Raw genomic sequence first — 17,782 nt, 5'->3', positions numbered from 1 at the left:
GGCCGCCCCCCCTCTAACTACCCCTCACCGCCGCTGATGCCGCCACAATAAAATGAATAATTGTTCGCCCTGTGGTGTTCACTTCTCATCGCCCATGAGAATTGCCTATGAACAGCCCAAACTTTGACTCGCCGACACGTTATGACCGCCTGACCATGAGCCTGCACTGGCTGACCGCGTTGCTGGTGATTGGCATGTTCGCCAGCGCGCAGGTCTGGGAGCAACTGGCCAAGGGCACACCGCTGCGCAAGGAATTGCAGGCGCTGCACATTTCCTGCGGCATTCTGCTGGCGGTGATCGTCTTCGGCCGATTGCTGTGGCGTCTGTCGCGTGGCCGTCGTTTGCCGTCCGCCAATCAAGGGGTCATGAACATTCTGGCGAAAACCGCGCACCTGGCGCTCTATGCCTTGTTGCTGAGCCAGATCGTGTTGGGTTTTCTGTTTCGCTGGGCACAGGCTGAACCGTTCAACTTTTTCGGCCTGTTCGATGTCCCCACCCTGATAACCTTCGATAAAAGCATGAAGTCGGTGTTCGGCGGTCTGCACGAACAAGTGGCCTGGGCCATCGTGATACTGGCCGGGCTGCATGCCGTGATGGCGCTGGTTCACCATTTCAGCCTGCGGGATAACACCTTGCGCCGCATGTTGCCGGGACGTGGTTCGAACTGAAACGAATTAACCTGTGGAGCATCACCCATGACTATCCGTTTTGCTGTTTTCACCGCCCCGCTGTTGCTCGCCGTCGCGTTATCCAGTTCGCTTGCATTCGCCCACGGCGATGACGAAGAGCCGGCCAAACCCAATTGCCCCAAAGGCCAGGTCTGGGACAGCAAGCAGCAGAAATGCCTGAAGCAAACCAGCAGCCTGGTACCGGACGCCGACCGCACTGATTACGCTTATCGTCTGGCCAAGGATGGTCGCTATGCGGAAGCGCTGGCCCTGCTCGACACCCTCAAACAGCCAAACACCGCCAAGGCCTTGAACTATCGCGGCTACGCCACGCGTAAACTGGGGCGAACCGACGAAGGCATCGGCTATTACCTGCAATCGGTCAAACTCAACCCGCAATACGCGCAGGTTCGTGAATACCTCGGCGAAGCTTATGTCATCAAAGGTCGACTGGATCTGGCGCAGGAACAGTTGCAACAGATCAAGTCAATCTGCGGCAACACCTGCGAGGAATACCAGGACCTGGCCGAAGCCATCAACGACTCATCGAAAACCTGACACACCGAGCAGACGGAGGTCGCCATCGCCAGCGATCAGGCAATACGGGCAGAACTGAGCCAGCATTTGGCGCGACTATGGCGCTATGGCCTGCTGTTGTCCCGGCAACGGCATGTCGCCGACGACCTGGTGCAGGCGACCTGCGTGCGGGCACTCGAGCGTGCCGGGCAGTTTGTCCCGGGCACCCGCATGGACCGCTGGTTGCTGAGCATTCTGCATTCGATCTGGCTCAACGAAGTCCGCGCCCGAAGGGTGCGTCATGGACAAGGGCTGGTGGATGCCGACAACGCCTTGTCGTTCGACGGCGAATACGCGGCGCAAACCCATGTCCTCGCGGCTCAGGTGATCAGACGCGTGGACGCCCTGCCCGAAAGCCAGCGGGAAACGGTGTTTCTCGCCTACGTCGAAGGTTTGTCCTACCGCGAAGTGGCCGAAGTGCTGGACGTGCCCATCGGCACTGTCATGAGTCGCCTGGCCGCAGCACGCGCGAAACTGGCCGAGTACCCGCCCTTGCACACCGTGCCGAACCCTTCCACTGGAGAACGTCGATGAACGACCACGCACGCCCGACGATACCCTCGGATGAGCAATTGGTGGCCTACCTCGACGACCGGCTCGACACCGAACAGCGCACCCGCATCGACATGGCTATCGCCGAGGACCCGACGCTTAACCTGCGCCTGCAATGGCTGGCCCGCAGCAGCCTGCCGTTCAAGGAGGCCTACGATGAATTGGGTCGACAGGCGCCCATGGACCGCTTGCAATCGATGCTCGACACCTTGCCGTCGCCTGAACGCCCAGCCATGAATCGGCGTTGGTTCCTCGCGGCGGCCGCTGGCCTGGTGGTGAGTGGCGTGGTGGCGGATCGGCTGTTCCTCGGTTGGCAGTTGAGTCAGCAAAAGAACAACTGGCGCGGGCTGGTGGCCGACTACATGTCGCTTTACGTGCCACAAACCCTGGATCACTTGCCCAGTGACGAAGCCGCTCAGCGGGTGCAACTGCGGACCATCGATGCGCGTCTGGGCCTGAACCTTGTGCCGGCGCAGCTGGCCTTGCCACGGTCCGAGTTCAAGCGCGCGCAAATCCTCGAGTACGACGGCGTCGCCATTGCCCAGATCACCTATCTGGACCCGGTGCACGGCCCCATGGCGCTGTGCGTCACTCGCTCCAACAGCGGCAGCCGGCATTTCGCCCAGGAGCGCCGGCACGGGATGAACATTGTCTATTGGGCTGACATGGAACATGCCTGGATGCTGATCGGGCATAACCCGGCGGCAGAATTGGAAGACATGGCGAAATTATTGAGAAGTCGGCTGAGCGCGTGATCTCGTTTATTACTATGCTGGGTGTCTCAATTCCAAGGAGGAACCTACCCATGCCAATCTCTTCACGCACAGCCTTGCTGGTCATTGATGTACAGAACGACTTCATCCCCGGCGGCCAGTTGCCGGTGCCGGAGGGCGATCGGATCGTCTCGTTGATCAATCGCCTCGGCGACCAGTTCAACCAAGTTATCATCGCCCAGGACTGGCATCCGGCCGGACACGCCTCGTTCGCCTCCAGCCACCCGGACCGAAAGCCTTACGATGTCATTGAACTGCCATACGGCGAACAGACGCTCTGGCCGGACCATTGCGTGCGAGCCACACCGGGTGCCGAGCTGCACAAGGATCTGGACTTGCCCCACGCCCAATTGATCATCCGCAAGGGCTGCAATCCGGACATCGACAGTTATTCGGCTTTTCTGGAGGCGGATCGCACAACGACCACCGGATTAGCCGGGTACTTGAAGGAACGCGGTATCGACACGGTTTATCTGGTTGGGCTGGCACTCGATTTCTGCGTGATGTTTTCCGCGCTGGATGCGCGGGCGGCGGGGTTTAAAGCGTTTGTGGTGATGGATGCGTGTCGGGCGATTGATCTGGACGGCTCACTGGCCGCGGCGATCGAGCGGATGCAGGTGGCTGGGGTTGGGTTGATTTCAGCAGAGGAAGTGCCGGGTTAAATCTCTGTAGCAGCTGTCGAGCCTGCGAGGCTGCGTTCGAGCGCGCCCCCGGCTCGAGCAGCCTCGCAGGCTCGGCAGCAGCTACACAGTGTGCGTCAGGCTGAGGTGGGCAACCACAAACGGAACCGTGCCCCACCCAACGGCGATGCTTCAACCGTCAGCGTACCGCCCTGAGCCTCCAGCGCTCGCCGACTGATCGCCAGCCCCAGACCAAACCCGCCAGTGGCCCGGTCCCGACTGCGATCCAGCCGATAAAACGGTTCGAAAATCCGCTCCCGTTCCTCGTCCGGAATACCGATCCCATCGTCTTCGACCCAGATCTCACATCCCTTTGAGCACACCCGCACACCAATCTGAATGCGTTTTTCGCAGTAGCGCATCGCATTGCGCAGCAGGTTCTGGAGTGCGCGGGCAGTCAGGCGTGGGTCGAGGCTGAAGCGTTCGAGCTGGCCGTGGAGCAGCACGTCGATGACGATGTCTGGCGACTCCAATTCTTCATCGACACTCCCCAGAATGCTGTCAATAAATTCATCCAGCGACACGTCGACCTGCTCTGGCAGCCGCGCCGGGTTTTGCAGACGGCTGTAGGACAACAGTTCCAACACCAGTTCGTCGAGCTCGCGAATGTGCGCGACCAGACCTTGCAGACGCTCGCGACTGGCGGCTGGCAAGTCGTCGGACAGTGCCAGCGCCAGGCCGAAATCCAGTCGTGTCAGGGGTGTGCGCAGTTCGTGAGAGACGGCATTGAGCAGATCGCGCTGCTGGTTAAGCAGGTTTTCGATGTCGCTGGCCATGGTGTCGAAGACATTGGCCAGGCTGCCGATGTTGGAGCGTTGGGAAATCTGTGTGCGCTCGCTCAAGTGCCCCTTGCCGAAACGCTCAGCCGTACCTTTGAGGCGTTCCAGGTCGCGCCAGTGCGGGCGCAGCCACAGCAACAGGCAGGCGAGCATGGTCGCGCCGATCAGAACGTTGATGCTCCAGTACAACAGGCTGACGTCCATCGGGTCCGGCGGCACGATCATCTCCACCACCGTCTGCTCGTTCAGCGGCGACACCGCCAGGGTGCGCCAGCCCCAGTCACCAATGCGCACGACGTTCTCGCCACGCTGTAAACGTTGCCGTTCATCCAGCGTGAAGTCGGCATCATCATTGCGCGCCAGCACGATATGCAGCGGCTTGAACTCCTGATCCATTTCGGCGGCCAATGCCGGCCATTGCTCAGGAGCTGCGGCGTGAAACTGTTTGACGATCAGGGTTTGCAGCCCTCGGGAATAGTCGAGGTTGTAGGTGACGAAGCGCTCATGGAAGAGCTTGATCACCACGTCGGGCACCAGGTAGATCGCCGCACTGTACGAAACGATCGTCACCAGGTACAGGCGAAACAGGATTCTGAACATCGCCTCAGCATTCCCACTCGGAACGGCTGAACAGGTAACCCTTGCCCCACACCGTCTTGATCTTGCGCGCCTCGCCGGCGTGGTCGTCAAACTTGCGCCGCAGCTTGGAAATTGCCACGTCCACCGAGCGGTCGGTGCCATTGAACTCGATGCCGCGCAGGCGTTGCAGAATCTGGTCGCGGCTCAGCACTTCGCCGGCATGCCGAGCGAGCACCACCAGCAGGTTGTATTCACCGCTGGACAGCTCGACCAATTGCTCGCGCCAAGTCACGGTGCGCTCGGAGAGGTCGATGCACAGATTGCCCATCAGAATGCGGTCGTTGGCCGTCTGTGGTTCAGCAAGGCTGCTGCGCCGAAGCAAGGTCCGCACCCGGGCCAGCAACACGCGCGGCTCGCAGGGTTTGGTGACGTAGTCGTCGGCGCCCATTTCCAGGCCCAGCACCTGATCATGGCTGTCATCGCGGGCGGTGAGCATCAGGATCGGCAGCGTTGCCGAATCGGCGCGCAGCAAGCGGCAGACTTGCAGGCCATCGAGCCCCGGCAGCATCAAGTCGAGGATCACCAGGTCCGGCGGATTGACCCGCGCACGCTCGCGCACATGATCGCCACGGCTGATCACGCTGACTGAATAGCCGTTGCGTTCCAGATAGCTGGCAATCAGTTCGGAGAGCGCGGTGTCGTCTTCGACCAGGAGGATGTTGGGCATGGGGTGTTCCAGAAAGTGCAGTGGCGCTTGATAGACCGCTTTCGCGAGCAGGCTCGCTCCCACAAGGGATCTCGTGTGGACACAAATTCTGTGAACACCACCGAACCACTGTGGGAGCGGGCTTGCCCGCGATAGCGGTACATCTGTCGCAATAGAAATCAAGCTGCCAAGGATATACGCCCTCACCCATGCCTGAGTAAAACCCTTACACAATTTCACACAGCGCCTACAAAGCTTCACCGCTACCCTCGTCGCCTCCCCGTAGGATGCCGGGGGTCATTATTGGGGTTTTTACATGTCAAAGAATCTGCTTGCCAGGCTCAGCCTGATTGCACTGGCGTTGACGCTGAGCGCGTGTGACAAGTCCTCCAACGCTGAAGAACAGGCGCCTCTGGCCACGGTTCGCATCGAGACCCTCTCTGCCCGGCCCCTGTCGATCACCAGCGAACTGAGCGGGCGGATTGCTGCGCCACGGATTGCCGAAGTCCGCGCCCGGGTAGCCGGCGTGGTGTTGCAACGGGCCTTCCGTGAAGGCAGCGATGTGAAAAAAGGCGACGTGCTGTTCCGTATCGACCCGGCGCCGTTCAAGGCAGACCTGGACAGCGCTGAAGCGGCGCTGCGCAAGGCTGAAGCCAATGCGTTCCAGGCGCGCTTGCAAGAGCAGCGTTACGCCCAGCTGATCGAAGGCAATGCCATCAGCGGTCAGGATTATGACAACGCCCGGGCCAGCGCCCGACAAACCGCTGCCGACGTCGCCGCGAACAAAGCCGCCGTGGAGCGGGCGAAACTCAACCTCGGTTACGCCACCGTCACAGCGCCGATTTCCGGACGCATCGGCCGCGCACTGGTGACCGAAGGCGCACTGGTCGGGCAGAACGAAACCACGCCACTGGCGCTGATTCAGCAGCTGAACCCGATTCATGCCGACCTGACCCAATCGACCCGCGAACTCAACGAGCTGCGCCGGGCGTTCCGTTCCGGCCAGTTGCAGCAAGTCGGGCAGGACCAGGTCAAAGCCACGCTGATCCAGGACGACGGCAGTCTCTATCCGTTGCCCGGCAAGTTGCTGTTCGCCGACATCACCGTCGACCCGGGCACCGGCCAGATCATCCTGCGCAGCGAATTCCCCAACCCGGACCTCGACTTGCTGCCGGGCAGCTTCGTTCGCGTGCGTCTGGAGCAGGCGGTCATTGAGCAAGGCATCAGCGTGCCGCAACGGGCCATCCAGCGTGACAGCGCCGGTGTCGCCCACGTGTTGTTGCTCGACGCCGAACAACGGGTCGGCCAGCAACCGGTCGAACTGGGCGCCGTGCAGAACGATCGCTGGATTGTCACCGGCGGCCTCAAGTCCGGTGATCGCATCGTCACTGAAGGCCTGCAGCACGCCCGTCCCGGCGAACAGGTGCAGATCGACGACACCCCTCTTCCACTTGCCCAGGCTTCTGGTCAGTAAGCAGGACGCTTATTTATGCCGCAGTTCTTTATCGACCGCCCGGTATTCGCCTGGGTGGTTGCCCTGTTCATCCTGTTGGCCGGCGCCCTGGCCATTCCACAGTTGCCGGTGGCGCAATACCCCAACGTCGCGCCGCCGAAAGTCGAAATCTACGCCGTGTATCCGGGTGCCTCGGCGCAGACCGTGGACGAAAGCGTGGTCAGCCTGATCGAGGAGGAACTCAACGGCGCTGACCACCTGCTTTACTTCGAATCCCAGAGCAGCCTCGGCAGCGCCACCATCACCGCGACGTTCCAGCCGGGCACTGACCCGGAAATGGCCCAGGTCGATGTACAAAACCGCCTGAAAGGGGTCGAGTCGCGCCTGCCTCAAGCGGTGACGCAGCAGGGCTTGCAAGTGGAGAAAGTCTCCGCCGGTTTCCTGCTGCTGATCACCCTCACGTCCAGCGACGGCAAGCTCGACGACGTGGCGCTCAGCGATTACCTGGCGCGCAACGTGATGAACGAGATCAAGCGTCTGGACGGCGTCGGCAAGGCGCAGTTGTACGGTGCCGAGCGAGCAATGCGGATCTGGATCGACCCGCAGAAGCTGATCGGTTTCAACCTGACCCCGGCCGACGTCAACGCCGCCATCGTCGCGCAGAACGCGCAGGTCTCGGCGGGCAGCATCGGCGACTTGCCAACCCGCACCACCCAGGAAATCACCGCGACCATTCTGGTCAAAGGTCAGCTGTCGACCCCTGAAGAGTTCGCTGACATCGTGTTGAAAGCCAATCCGGACGGCTCCACCGTGCGCATCGGCGATGTCGCGCGGGTCGAGATCGGCAGTCAGGAATACCAGTTTTCCACCCGCCTGAACGGCAAACCGTCGACCGCCGTCAGCGTGCAGCTGGCGCCGGGCGCCAATGCCTTGAGCACCGCGACGCTGGTGCGGGTAAAGATGGATGAATTGGCGCGCTACTTCCCGGCAGGTGTCGAGTACAAGATCCCGTACGACACCTCGCCCTTCGTCAAAGTCTCGATCACCAAAGTGGTTTACACCCTCGGCGAGGCGATGTTGCTGGTGTTTGCGGTGATGTTCCTGTTCCTGCAAAACATCCGCTACACGCTGATTCCAACCCTGGTGGTGCCGGTGGCGCTGATGGGAACCTTTGCGACCATGTTGGCGCTGGGCTTCTCGATCAACGTGCTGACCATGTTCGGCATGGTGCTGGCCATCGGCATCCTGGTGGATGACGCGATTGTGGTGGTGGAGAACGTCGAGCGGATCATGGCCACCGAAGGCCTGTCGCCCAAAGAAGCGACGCGCAAGGCAATGAAGCAGATCACCGGCGCGATCATCGGCATCACGCTGGTGCTGGTCGCGGTGTTCATTCCGATGGCGTTCATGCAGGGTTCGGTCGGGGTGATTTACCGCCAGTTCTCCTTGTCGATGGCGACGTCGATTCTGTTCTCGGCGTTCCTCGCCCTGACCTTGACCCCGGCGCTGTGTGCGACGCTGCTCAAGCCGATTGCCAAGGGCGAGCATCATGAGAAACGTGGGTTCTTTGGCTGGTTCAACCGGCGTTTCGAGCAACTGACCGCACGTTATCAGGGCTGGGTCGCCTATGCGCTGAAACGCACGGGCCGTTACCTGTTGATCTACGGCGTGCTGCTGATCGGATTGGGCGTGTGCTTCAGTCGCCTGCCCTCCTCGTTCCTGCCAGTGGAAGATCAGGGCTACACCATTACCGACATCCAATTGCCACCGGGCGCGAGCAAGAACCGCACGGTGCAGGTGGTCAAGCAGATCGAAGCCCACAACGCCACTGAACCCGGCGTTGGCGACAGCACGGTGATTCTCGGCTTCAGTTTTTCCGGTAGCGGGCAGAACGCCGCGTTGGCGTTTACCACGCTCAAGGATTGGTCTGATCGGGGCGGCGACGACTCGGCGAGTTCGATTGCCGACCGCGCCAACATCGCGCTGAGCCAGATCAAGGACGCCGTGGCCTTTGCGGTTCTGCCGCCGCCGGTGGATGGCCTCGGCACGTCCAGCGGTTTCGAATTCCGCTTGCAAGACCGTGGCGGCCTCGGCCATGCCACGTTGATGCAAGCGCGTAGCGAGTTGCTGGCGGCCGCCGAGAAAAGTCCAATCCTGATGAACGTGCGCGAAAGCGCCCTGGCCGAAGCGCCGCAGGTGCAGCTGGAAGTCGACCGCAAACAGGCCAACGCGCTGGGCGTGTCCTTTGCCGACATTGGTAACGTGCTGTCCACCGCCGTCGGTTCGGCCTATATCAACGACTTCCCCAATCAGGGGCGGATGCAGCGGGTGGTGGTTCAGGCTGAAGGCGATCAGCGCAGTCAGGTCGCCGATCTGCTGAAGATTCACGTGCGCAACAACGCCGGGAAAATGGTGCCGCTGTCGGCCTTCGTCCGGGCCAAATGGACCCAGGGCCCGGCGCAATTGACTCGCTACAACGGCTACCCGGCGATCAGCATTTCCGGCGAACCTTCGCCCGGTCACAGCACCGGCGAAGCCATGGCCGAAATCGAACGGCTGGTGGCCCAAGGCCCGGCGGGATTGGGCCAGGAATGGACCGGGTTGTCATTGCAGGAACGCTTGTCCGGCAGCCAGGCACCGATCCTGCTCGGGCTGTCGCTGCTGATCGTGTTCCTGTGCCTGGCGGCGCTGTATGAGAGCTGGTCGATTCCGACCTCGGTGCTGCTGGTGGTGCCGCTCGGCGTACTCGGCGCGGTACTGGCCGTGACCTTGCGCGGGATGCCCAACGACGTGTTCTTCAAGGTCGGGCTGATCACCATCATCGGTCTGTCGGCGAAAAACGCGATCCTGATCATCGAGTTCGCCAAAAGCCTGTACGACGAAGGCCATGACTTGATCGACGCCACCCTGCAAGCTGCGCGCCTGCGTCTGCGGCCGATCGTCATGACGTCGCTGGCGTTCATCCTCGGCGTGGTGCCACTGGCGATTGCTACCGGGGCCAGCTCGGCGAGCCAGCAAGCAATCGGCACCGGGGTGATTGGCGGGATGATCACGGCGACGTTGGCGGTGCTGTTTGTGCCGGTGTTTTTTGTGGTGGTGATGAAGCTGGTGAAAAAACGCCACGGATGAAGATCGTTCCCACGCTCTGCGTGGGAATGCCTCAAGGGACGCTCTGCGTCCCCTCGCGGCAAGTGACGCGGAGCGTCACGGGCTGCATCCCACGCAGAGCGTGGGAACGATCATGTTCGGCTTCAGGCTTGTGGTCACAACGGACTGCGCTGGGCTAAGGTGTTTGAATACCCCGGCCCATCGAGTTCACATGCCCTTCCTCGCCCGCACCCACCCTCGCCTGTCCGCCGCCACCACGCTCGGCATCGCGGTGGGCATTCTGGCCCCCGCCGACTCGATCATCAGCAAAATCCTCATCGGCTGGAATGCCGGGGTCTGGACGTATCTGGTCCTGATGCTCTGGCTCACCGCGCGGGCCAAGGCCCCGGACGTTAAACGCATTGCCGAGGTCGAGGATGAGAACGCCGGTCTGGTGCTGTTCGTCGTGTGCATCGCGGCGCTGGCCAGTCTGGCGACCATCACCTTCGAACTGGCCGGCAGCAAGGACCTGGAAACCACTCGCAAGCTGCTGCATTACGGTTTTACCGCGTTGACGGTGATCGGTTCGTGGCTGCTGATTGGGGTGATTTTCAGTGTGCACTATGCCCGTCTGTTCTACACCTGGGACGGCAAAGACCTCGCACTGCGTTTCGCTGAAGGTCTGACGACGCCCAATTACTGGGACTTCCTGTACTTCTCGTTCACCATCAGTGCGGCGGTACAGACATCCGATGTCGGCGTGGCGACTCGGGATTTGCGCAAGATTGTGCTGGCGCAATCGCTGATCGGCTTTCTCTTCAACACGGCCATTCTCGGGTTTTCGATCAACATCGCGGCAGGACTGTTCAATTGATCCCTGCACAAACGTTCTAGTCATCACCCTCAACGCAGGCGTTAAATGAGTCGGCAATCCGACTCGCAGGTGCAGCATGACGACTCACAACTGGATCGACCTGGCCCAGGACGCCGACACCGGCATCGAGACGCTGCGCGCGCATTTCGAAGGCCACGCCTACGACCCGCACTGGCATGACAGCTATTTGGTGGGCGTCACCGAGCAAGGGGTTCAGCAATTCAATTGTCGGCGTGCGAAACACCAAAGCACGCCGGGCAAGGTGTTTCTGCTCGAGCCGGGCGACATCCACGACGGCGAAGCGCCGACCGAAGACGGCTTCACCTACCGCATGCTGTACCTCGACCCGCTGTGGCTGAAGCGTGAACTCTGCGCGGTATTCGACAATGCCCCGGACAACAGTGAATTGAGTTTCGCCAACACCCTGGCCAGCGATTCACGACTGGCCCACGCCACCAGCTTGGCGTTTCAAACCCTGCATCACGGTGAGCTGAAAATCGTCCGCCAGACCGCCCTCGACGGTTTGCTCGAACGCCTGACCAGTCACCTTCACTGGCGCGCCCGCTATGGCGAGGATCCGCGCCTGCCGCTGGTGGCGCAGAAGGCACGGGAGTACCTGCACGCCAACGCTCAATACGATATCGGCCTTGACCAACTGGCCGCCGTCACCGGAGTTGATCGCTTCCATCTGACCCGCGCTTTCAAAGCTGCTTATGGCATGGCACCCCACGCCTACCTCGTGCAATTGCGCCTGGCGACCGCCCGGCGAATGCTGGCCCGTGGCGAGCAACCGGCGACGGTGGCCATGGAGCTGGGATTTGCCGACCAGAGCCATCTGGGGCGCTGGTTCGTCCGGGCGTATGGTTTGACGCCGGCGCTCTACCGCAAGCGCTGCTCAAATCTTCCAGACCGGTAACCCGATGTTTGTGAAGATCGACTTCAATGATCTTCACCGGAGTTTGCCCGCGATGCTGTCCTCTTTCCCGACATTTCTGCCTTTCTTGTTGTTTGCTTTTGTGGCTTCGATCACGCCCGGTCCAACCAACATTCTGGTGCTGAGCAACAGTGCCCGATACGGCTTGACTGCGGCTGTCCCGATTATCTTCGGCGCGTGCATTGGCGCCGCGGGCATTGTGCTTTTGGTGGGCAGCGGAGCCGGTTCCTCGCTGACCTCAATCCCCGGTGTACAAACCGCCATGCAGTGGGTCGGCGTGACTTGGCTGAGCTACCTGGCCTGGCAGATTTTCAGCGCCCCGGCCGTTGCGCTCACCCCTCCGGACGACGGGGCCCGACTCGGAATGGTGGGCGCCGCCAGCCTGCAATTGATCAACCCGAAAACCTGGATGATGGCGATGGCGGTCGTCAGTGTATTTGCGGGGGGCGGCGAACATCGACTGGTCCATGTGGCCTATCTGTCGCTGGCGTTTTTTCTGATCTCCCTGCCGTGCCTGAGTGTCTGGGCCTTGCTCGGTGCAGGAACCACGCGGTGGTTGGGCTCGCCTCGAGCGATGCAACGTTTCAATCGTTGTATGGCCCTTTTGCTGCTGGGATCAGCCTGGTCGAGCGTCTTGGTCTGACTTCCACCCGTCGGTATTCATCGCGTCAAAACAAACGAGGCACTTGACGGGGGATTCGTTTCTGGTGTCTTCTGAAACCGGTTTCAGTGCTGCATCAGAAGCACAAACCTTATAACTCCAATAAGAAGGTTTCAGACCGTGAACGATTTCTCTGCCGCCCAGCGCAGCCGCGTCACCATGCTCGACGTCGCCGAACACGCCAAGGTCTCCAAGGCCAGCGTCTCGCGCTTCATCGGCGATGACCGCGCCCTGCTCTCCGATGCCATTGCCTTGCGCATCGAGCAGGCAATCAGCGAACTGGGCTACCGCCCGAACCAGATGGCCCGTGGTCTGAAACGCGGCCGCACTCGCCTGATCGGCATGCTGGTGGCCGATATCCGTAACCCTTATTCGATTGCCGTGATGCACGGGGTGGAAACCGCCTGCCGTCAGCACGGCTACAGCCTGGTGGTGTGTAACACCGACCGCGATGACGAGCAGGAACGCCAGCACCTGGCCCTGTTGCGCTCCTACAACATTGAAGGCTTGATCGTGAACACCCTCGGTCATCACCGCGATGAGTTGCGCGAACTGCATCGGGAGATGCCGCTGGTGCTGGTGGATCGCAAGGTCGAGCAGCTCGAGAGCGATCTGGTCGGGCTGGACAATCCTGCCGCCGTTGAAATGGCCCTCACCCATTTGCAGGAGCGCGGCTATCGCGATGTGCTGTTGGTGACCGAGCCGTTTGACGGCACCAGTTCGCGGATCGAGCGGGTCAGCAGTTTCAAGGTGCAGATCGAGCAACGTCCGACCCTGCGCGGCACCCTCATCGAAACCGGCAGCGAACTCACCGCCCAGTTGAAAACCTTCCTCGAAACGCCTGGCCCCGGGCCGAAAGCGCTGTTCTGTGCAAACGGAATCGCCGCGTTGGCCAGCACCCATTCGTTGCGTGAGTTGAAGTGCGACTTGTTCAAGGATGTCGGGTTGATCGCCTTGGATGATCTGGATTGGTATCCGCTGGTGGGGAGCGGGATCACCGCCCTCGCCCAACCGACGGCCGAGATTGGCGCGAGTGCGTTTGAGTGTTTGCTCAAGCGTTTGCGTGGGGATGTTGGGCCGGTGCGGACTTTGGATTTTTCGGCGCGGTTGATTGTGCGTGGGTCGACAGCCTTGCGTGTTTCAAGTTGAGGACGCCTTCGCGGGCAAGCCTCGCTCCTACAGACTCGTAGGAGCGAGGCTTGCCCGCGAAGGGGCCCTGAAGAACTCCACATAGCTCACATCAATATTTTTTTGAATAAAAATGAAACCGGTTTCAGAGGTATACAACAATGAATAAACCACCCGTTTCCATCAGCCTGTCGAGCTACGGCGCCGACCTTGTTCGCGAACGCGGCCAGGGATCGTTTATCGACGTGTTGGCCGCCGCCGGTGCCACGCGCATCGAATGGCGCGAAGAGTTGCTGACCGTCGAAGACCCCGCCCAACTGGCCGATGCCACCCTCGCCCAAGGCCTCGAAAGCGTGTATTCCTCGCCGATGGAATTGTGGCTGGCCGGCCAGTCGAAACCCAATCCCGAACTGATCTCTGCGCTGCAGCGCGCCCAGGCATTCGGTGCCAAATGGCTGAAGGTTTCCCTGGGCTATTTCACCGACAACAGCGACCTCCAGACCCTGGCCCGCGTGCTGGGAAAAAGCGCTGTGCAACTGCTGGTGGAAAACGATCAGACCCTGCACGGCGGCCGAATCGAACCCTTCCAGCGCTTTTTCACTGAAGTCGAGCAACACAGCCTGCCGGTCAAAATGACCTTCGATATCGGCAACTGGCATTGGCAAGACCAGTCCGCCGCCAGCGCAGCACGGTTGCTCGGTCGTCACGTCGGCTATGTGCACTGCAAAGCCGTGACGCGCCGGGCCGACGGCAAACTGGTCGCCATACCGCCTGCCGCCGGTGATTTGCATCTGTGGGAACAACTGCTGCGGCACATGGCCCAAGGCGTAATGCGAGCGGCGGAATATCCGCTGCAAGGCGACGACCTGGTGCAGTTGACCACCGAGCATGTCGCCACCCTCGCCCGCCTCGGTCAATCCCGCTTGGAGAGCGCTCATGTCTGAGATCGATATTCTGTCGTTCGGCGAAACCATGGCAATGTTCGTTGCCGAACAGAACGGTGATTTGGCCGACGTAGGCCGTTTCCACAAACGTATTGCCGGGGCCGACAGCAATGTCGCGATCGGCTTGTCTCGGCTGGGTTTCAACGTCGCCTGGCTGAGCCGGGTCGGCGCTGATTCTCTGGGTCGGTTCGTCATCGACACCCTGGAGAAAGAAGGCCTGGATTGCAGCAACGTCGCCATCGACACCGCGCACCCCACCGGTTTTCAACTCAAGTCACGCACTGACGATGGCAGCGATCCGGTGGTCGAGTATTTCCGGCGCGGTTCGGCGGCGAGTCATCTGTCGCGGCAGTCGATCGCTCCTGAGTTACTCAACGCCCGGCACTTGCACGCCACCGGCATTCCCCCGGCACTGTCCGAAACGGCTCGGGAAATGTCTTTCGAGTTGATGACCCGCATGCGTGATGCTGGGCGCAGCGTGTCGTTCGACCCGAACCTGCGCCCGAGTCTGTGGGCCAGCACGCAACAGATGATTAGCGAGATCAACCGCCTCGCCGCCCTCGCCCATTGGGTCCTGCCGGGTTTGAGCGAAGGCCGCTTGCTGACCGGTTTCGAAGACCCCGCCGACATCGCGGCGTTTTACCTCGACCTGGGCGCCGAAGCCGTGGCGATCAAGCTAGGCCCGCACGGTGCGTATTACCGCACTCATCTGGACCAGGGTTTCGTGGCGGGCGTTCCCGTGGAAACGGTGGTTGACACGGTCGGTGCCGGCGATGGATTTGCCGTCGGCATGATCAGCGCCCTGCTGGAAAACCACAGCTTTGCCGACGCCGTGAAGCGCGCCAACTGGATTGGCAGCCGTGCGGTACAGAGCCGTGGGGATATGGAAGGATTGCCGACCCGGGACGAACTGCCACCTCCTTTAACTGATCGTTCCCACGCTCCCGCGTGGGAATGCAGCCCGTGACGCTCTGCGTCACAGGGGACGCGGAGCGTCCCTAGAGGCATTCCCACGCAGAGCGTGGGAACGATCTACGAAAACCGTTACCTGCTGCGACAAAAACAACAAGCTCAGGAGCACCACTATGAAAACTGCAACACTCGCCGCCCGCCGCTGGTGGTACATCATGCCCATCGTGTTCATCACCTATAGCCTGGCGTACCTTGACCGCGCCAACTACGGATTTGCCGCCGCCTCCGGGATGGCCGCCGACCTGATGATCACGCCGGGCCTGTCGTCGATGCTCGGCGCGCTGTTCTTCCTCGGTTACTTTTTCTTCCAGATACCGGGCGCGATCTACGCCCAGAAGCACAGCGTCAAGAAGCTGATTTTCGTCAGCCTGATTCTCTGGGGTGGTTTGGCCACGTTGACCGGGATCGTCTCCAACGCCTACTGGCTGGTCGTGATTCGCTTCATGCTCGGCGTGGTCGAAGCCGCGGTGATGCCGGCGATGCTGGTGTACCTGTGCCACTGGTTCACCCGTGCCGAACGCTCGCGCGCCAATACCTTCCTGATCCTTGGCAACCCGGTGACCATGCTCTGGATGTCGGTGGTGTCGGGCTATCTGGTGCAGCATTTCAGCTGGCGCTGGATGTTCATCATCGAAGGTTTGCCGGCGGTGCTCTGGGCGTTTATCTGGTGGCGTCTGGCCGATGACCGTCCCGCCCAAGCCAAGTGGCTGAGCGATCAAGAGAAGCAGGATCTGGAGAGCGCCCTGGCTGCCGAACAGGTCGGCATCAAAGCCGTGAAGAACTACGCCGAAGCCTTTCGCTCGCCGAAGGTGATCATCCTCGCCTTGCAGTTTTTCTGCTGGAGCATTGGCGTCTACGGTTTCGTGCTGTGGCTGCCGTCGATCCTCAAGGCCGGTGCGCAGATGGACATGATTGAAGCCGGCTGGCTCTCGGCGCTGCCATATCTGGCGGCGGTGATCGGCATGCTGCTGGTGTCCTGGGGCTCGGACAAACTGCAGAAACGCAAACGCTTTGTCTGGCCGCCACTGCTGATCGCCTCGATTGCGTTCTACGGATCCTACGCCCTGGGCGCTGAACACTTCTGGTGGTCCTACACCCTGCTGGTGATCGCTGGCGCCTGCATGTATGCGCCTTATGGACCGTTTTTTGCGATCGTCCCGGAAATCCTGCCGGCCAACGTTGCGGGCGGCGCCATGGCGCTGATCAACAGCATGGGCGCACTTGGCTCGTTTGGCGGTTCTTACCTGGTCGGCTACCTGAACAGCTCAACCGGCTCGCCGGGTGCTTCTTATCTGTTGATGAGCGGCGCGTTGATGCTCTCGGTGGTGCTGACGATTTTCCTCAAGCCCGGTGCCAGTGACCGGGTCGTGGCCAAGGCCGTTGTGCAACGGCCGACAGCTGCCCATTCCTGAATTGAAGTTGAGAGGACTACGATGAAAAAGCAGGTTGTGTTGTACAAGAAACTCTCGCCGCTGCTGATGGCTCGCCTTCACGAGCAGACCGAGGTAACGCTGATCGACAACCTCAATGCCGAAGGCCTGGCAACGCTGCGCGAGGCCCTGCCCCGCGCCCACGGGTTGCTCGGTGCCAGCCTGAAGCTGGACGCCGGGTTGCTCGATCTGGCACCGGATCTGGAAGCCATTGCCAGCGTCTCCGTGGGGGTTGACAACTACGACATCGACTACCTGACCGAGCGGCGAATCCTGCTCAGCAACACCCCGGACGTGCTCACCGAAACCACCGCCGACACCGGTTTCGCGCTGATCCTGGCAACCGCCCGGCGCGTGGTGGAACTGGCGAACATGGTTCGCGCCGGTCAGTGGAACCGCAACATCGGCCCGGCGCAGTTCGGCAGCGATGTGCACGGTAAAACCCTGGGCATCATTGGCATGGGGCGGATCGGTGAGGCCCTGGCCCAGCGTGGTCATTTCGGTTTTGGCATGCCGGTTATCTATCACAGCCACTCGCCAAAACCGGCGGTGGAACAGCGATTCAACGCGCAATACCGCAGCCTCACCGCTCTGTTGCAGCAGGCTGATTTCATTTGCCTGACCCTGCCGCTGACAGCAGAAACCGAAGGACTGATCGGGGCCGAGCAGTTTGCCCTGATGCGCCCGGAGAGCATCTTCATCAATATTTCACGGGGCAAGGTCGTGGACGAGACGGCGCTGATTCAGGCCTTGCGTGACGGGCAGATTCGCGCTGCGGGGCTGGATGTGTTCGAACGTGAGCCGCTGAACACTGACTCGCCGCTGTTGCAGCTGAACAACGTGGTGGCGACGCCGCACATTGGTTCGGCGACGCATGAAACGCGGGAGGCGATGGCCTCCTGTGCTGTGGACAATCTGCTGGCGGCACTGGCGGGTGAGCGGCCGGCGAATCTGGTGAACGTCGGGGCGTGGCAGGCTTGATAACG

At 61.2% G+C, this 17,782-nt stretch carries 17 protein-coding genes; 15 read left to right on the top strand and 2 right to left on the bottom strand.

Going from position 1 to position 17,782, the window contains the following annotated elements; all coding sequences use genetic code 11:
• The first annotated feature begins 107 nt into the window (after positions 1 to 107).
• From ACYZT5_RS06850 to pncA, 5 genes are all read left to right on the top strand, one after another.
• Positions 108 to 668 carry a cytochrome b gene (locus ACYZT5_RS06850; RefSeq protein ID WP_462050395.1) on the top strand — a complete coding sequence of 187 codons (561 nt, stop codon included), beginning with the start codon at positions 108 to 110 and terminating at the stop codon, positions 666 to 668.
• Between the two features lie 27 nt (positions 669 to 695).
• The gene (locus ACYZT5_RS06845) at positions 696 to 1,226 is read left to right on the top strand and encodes a tetratricopeptide repeat protein (RefSeq protein ID WP_462050394.1); all 531 of its coding nucleotides are present in this window, start codon (positions 696 to 698) and stop codon (positions 1,224 to 1,226) included.
• Between the two features lie 66 nt (positions 1,227 to 1,292).
• Positions 1,293 to 1,778, top strand: coding sequence for an RNA polymerase sigma factor (locus ACYZT5_RS06840; RefSeq protein WP_462050393.1), 486 nt, complete (start codon positions 1,293 to 1,295; stop codon positions 1,776 to 1,778).
• Complete coding sequence (locus tag ACYZT5_RS06835) at positions 1,775 to 2,551, top strand: anti-sigma factor family protein (protein WP_462050392.1); 777 nt, start codon at positions 1,775 to 1,777, stop codon at positions 2,549 to 2,551. Before ACYZT5_RS06840 ends, ACYZT5_RS06835 begins: the two co-directional genes overlap by 4 nt.
• A gap of 50 nt (positions 2,552 to 2,601) precedes the next feature.
• Positions 2,602 to 3,231, top strand: a complete 630-nt coding sequence (pncA, locus tag ACYZT5_RS06830) for a bifunctional nicotinamidase/pyrazinamidase (RefSeq protein ID WP_462050391.1) — start codon at positions 2,602 to 2,604, stop codon at positions 3,229 to 3,231.
• A 95-nt stretch (positions 3,232 to 3,326) separates the two neighbouring features.
• On the opposite strand, the gene ACYZT5_RS06825 is transcribed toward pncA, so the two are convergent.
• On the bottom strand, positions 3,327 to 4,628 hold the full coding sequence (locus ACYZT5_RS06825) for an ATP-binding protein (protein WP_462050390.1): 1,302 nt from the start codon (positions 4,626 to 4,628) through the stop codon (positions 3,327 to 3,329).
• A 4-nt stretch (positions 4,629 to 4,632) separates the two neighbouring features.
• The gene (locus ACYZT5_RS06820; protein ID WP_462050389.1) at positions 4,633 to 5,334 is read right to left on the bottom strand and encodes a response regulator; all 702 of its coding nucleotides are present in this window, start codon (positions 5,332 to 5,334) and stop codon (positions 4,633 to 4,635) included.
• 295 nt (positions 5,335 to 5,629) lie between these two features.
• On the opposite strand from ACYZT5_RS06820, the gene ACYZT5_RS06815 reads away from it, so the two are divergent.
• The 10 genes from ACYZT5_RS06815 (at position 5,630) to ACYZT5_RS06770 (ending at position 17,777) form a co-directional block, all read left to right on the top strand.
• Positions 5,630 to 6,787, top strand: a complete 1,158-nt coding sequence (locus tag ACYZT5_RS06815) for an efflux RND transporter periplasmic adaptor subunit (protein WP_462050388.1) — start codon at positions 5,630 to 5,632, stop codon at positions 6,785 to 6,787.
• A 15-nt stretch (positions 6,788 to 6,802) separates the two neighbouring features.
• Complete coding sequence (locus ACYZT5_RS06810; RefSeq protein WP_462050387.1) at positions 6,803 to 9,895, top strand: multidrug efflux RND transporter permease subunit; 3,093 nt, start codon at positions 6,803 to 6,805, stop codon at positions 9,893 to 9,895.
• Between the two features lie 190 nt (positions 9,896 to 10,085).
• On the top strand, positions 10,086 to 10,727 hold the full coding sequence (locus ACYZT5_RS06805; protein WP_462050386.1) for a DUF1345 domain-containing protein: 642 nt from the start codon (positions 10,086 to 10,088) through the stop codon (positions 10,725 to 10,727).
• A gap of 76 nt (positions 10,728 to 10,803) precedes the next feature.
• On the top strand, positions 10,804 to 11,643 hold the full coding sequence (locus tag ACYZT5_RS06800; protein WP_462050385.1) for an AraC family ligand binding domain-containing protein: 840 nt from the start codon (positions 10,804 to 10,806) through the stop codon (positions 11,641 to 11,643).
• A 52-nt stretch (positions 11,644 to 11,695) separates the two neighbouring features.
• Positions 11,696 to 12,304 (top strand): LysE family translocator, encoded by a 609-nt coding sequence (locus tag ACYZT5_RS06795; RefSeq protein ID WP_462052203.1) that lies wholly within the window; start codon positions 11,696 to 11,698, stop codon positions 12,302 to 12,304.
• 138 nt (positions 12,305 to 12,442) lie between these two features.
• Positions 12,443 to 13,471, top strand: coding sequence for a LacI family DNA-binding transcriptional regulator (locus tag ACYZT5_RS06790; protein ID WP_462050384.1), 1,029 nt, complete (start codon positions 12,443 to 12,445; stop codon positions 13,469 to 13,471).
• A 140-nt stretch (positions 13,472 to 13,611) separates the two neighbouring features.
• On the top strand, positions 13,612 to 14,394 hold the full coding sequence (locus ACYZT5_RS06785) for a sugar phosphate isomerase/epimerase family protein (RefSeq protein ID WP_462050383.1): 783 nt from the start codon (positions 13,612 to 13,614) through the stop codon (positions 14,392 to 14,394).
• Positions 14,387 to 15,361, top strand: a complete 975-nt coding sequence (locus ACYZT5_RS06780) for a sugar kinase (RefSeq protein ID WP_462050382.1) — start codon at positions 14,387 to 14,389, stop codon at positions 15,359 to 15,361. The genes ACYZT5_RS06785 and ACYZT5_RS06780 overlap by 8 nt, the downstream gene beginning before the upstream one ends.
• 118 nt (positions 15,362 to 15,479) lie before the next feature.
• The gene (locus ACYZT5_RS06775; protein ID WP_462050381.1) at positions 15,480 to 16,778 is read left to right on the top strand and encodes an MFS transporter; all 1,299 of its coding nucleotides are present in this window, start codon (positions 15,480 to 15,482) and stop codon (positions 16,776 to 16,778) included.
• Between the two features lie 21 nt (positions 16,779 to 16,799).
• Positions 16,800 to 17,777, top strand: coding sequence for an NAD(P)-dependent oxidoreductase (locus tag ACYZT5_RS06770; RefSeq protein WP_462050380.1), 978 nt, complete (start codon positions 16,800 to 16,802; stop codon positions 17,775 to 17,777).
• Positions 17,778 to 17,782 lie beyond the last annotated feature (5 nt).

This window comes from Pseudomonas sp. LB3P14 (genome assembly GCF_054898045.1).
The sequence above is the reverse complement of the archived record's forward strand: the minus strand, read 5'-3'. Positions and strand labels throughout refer to the sequence as shown.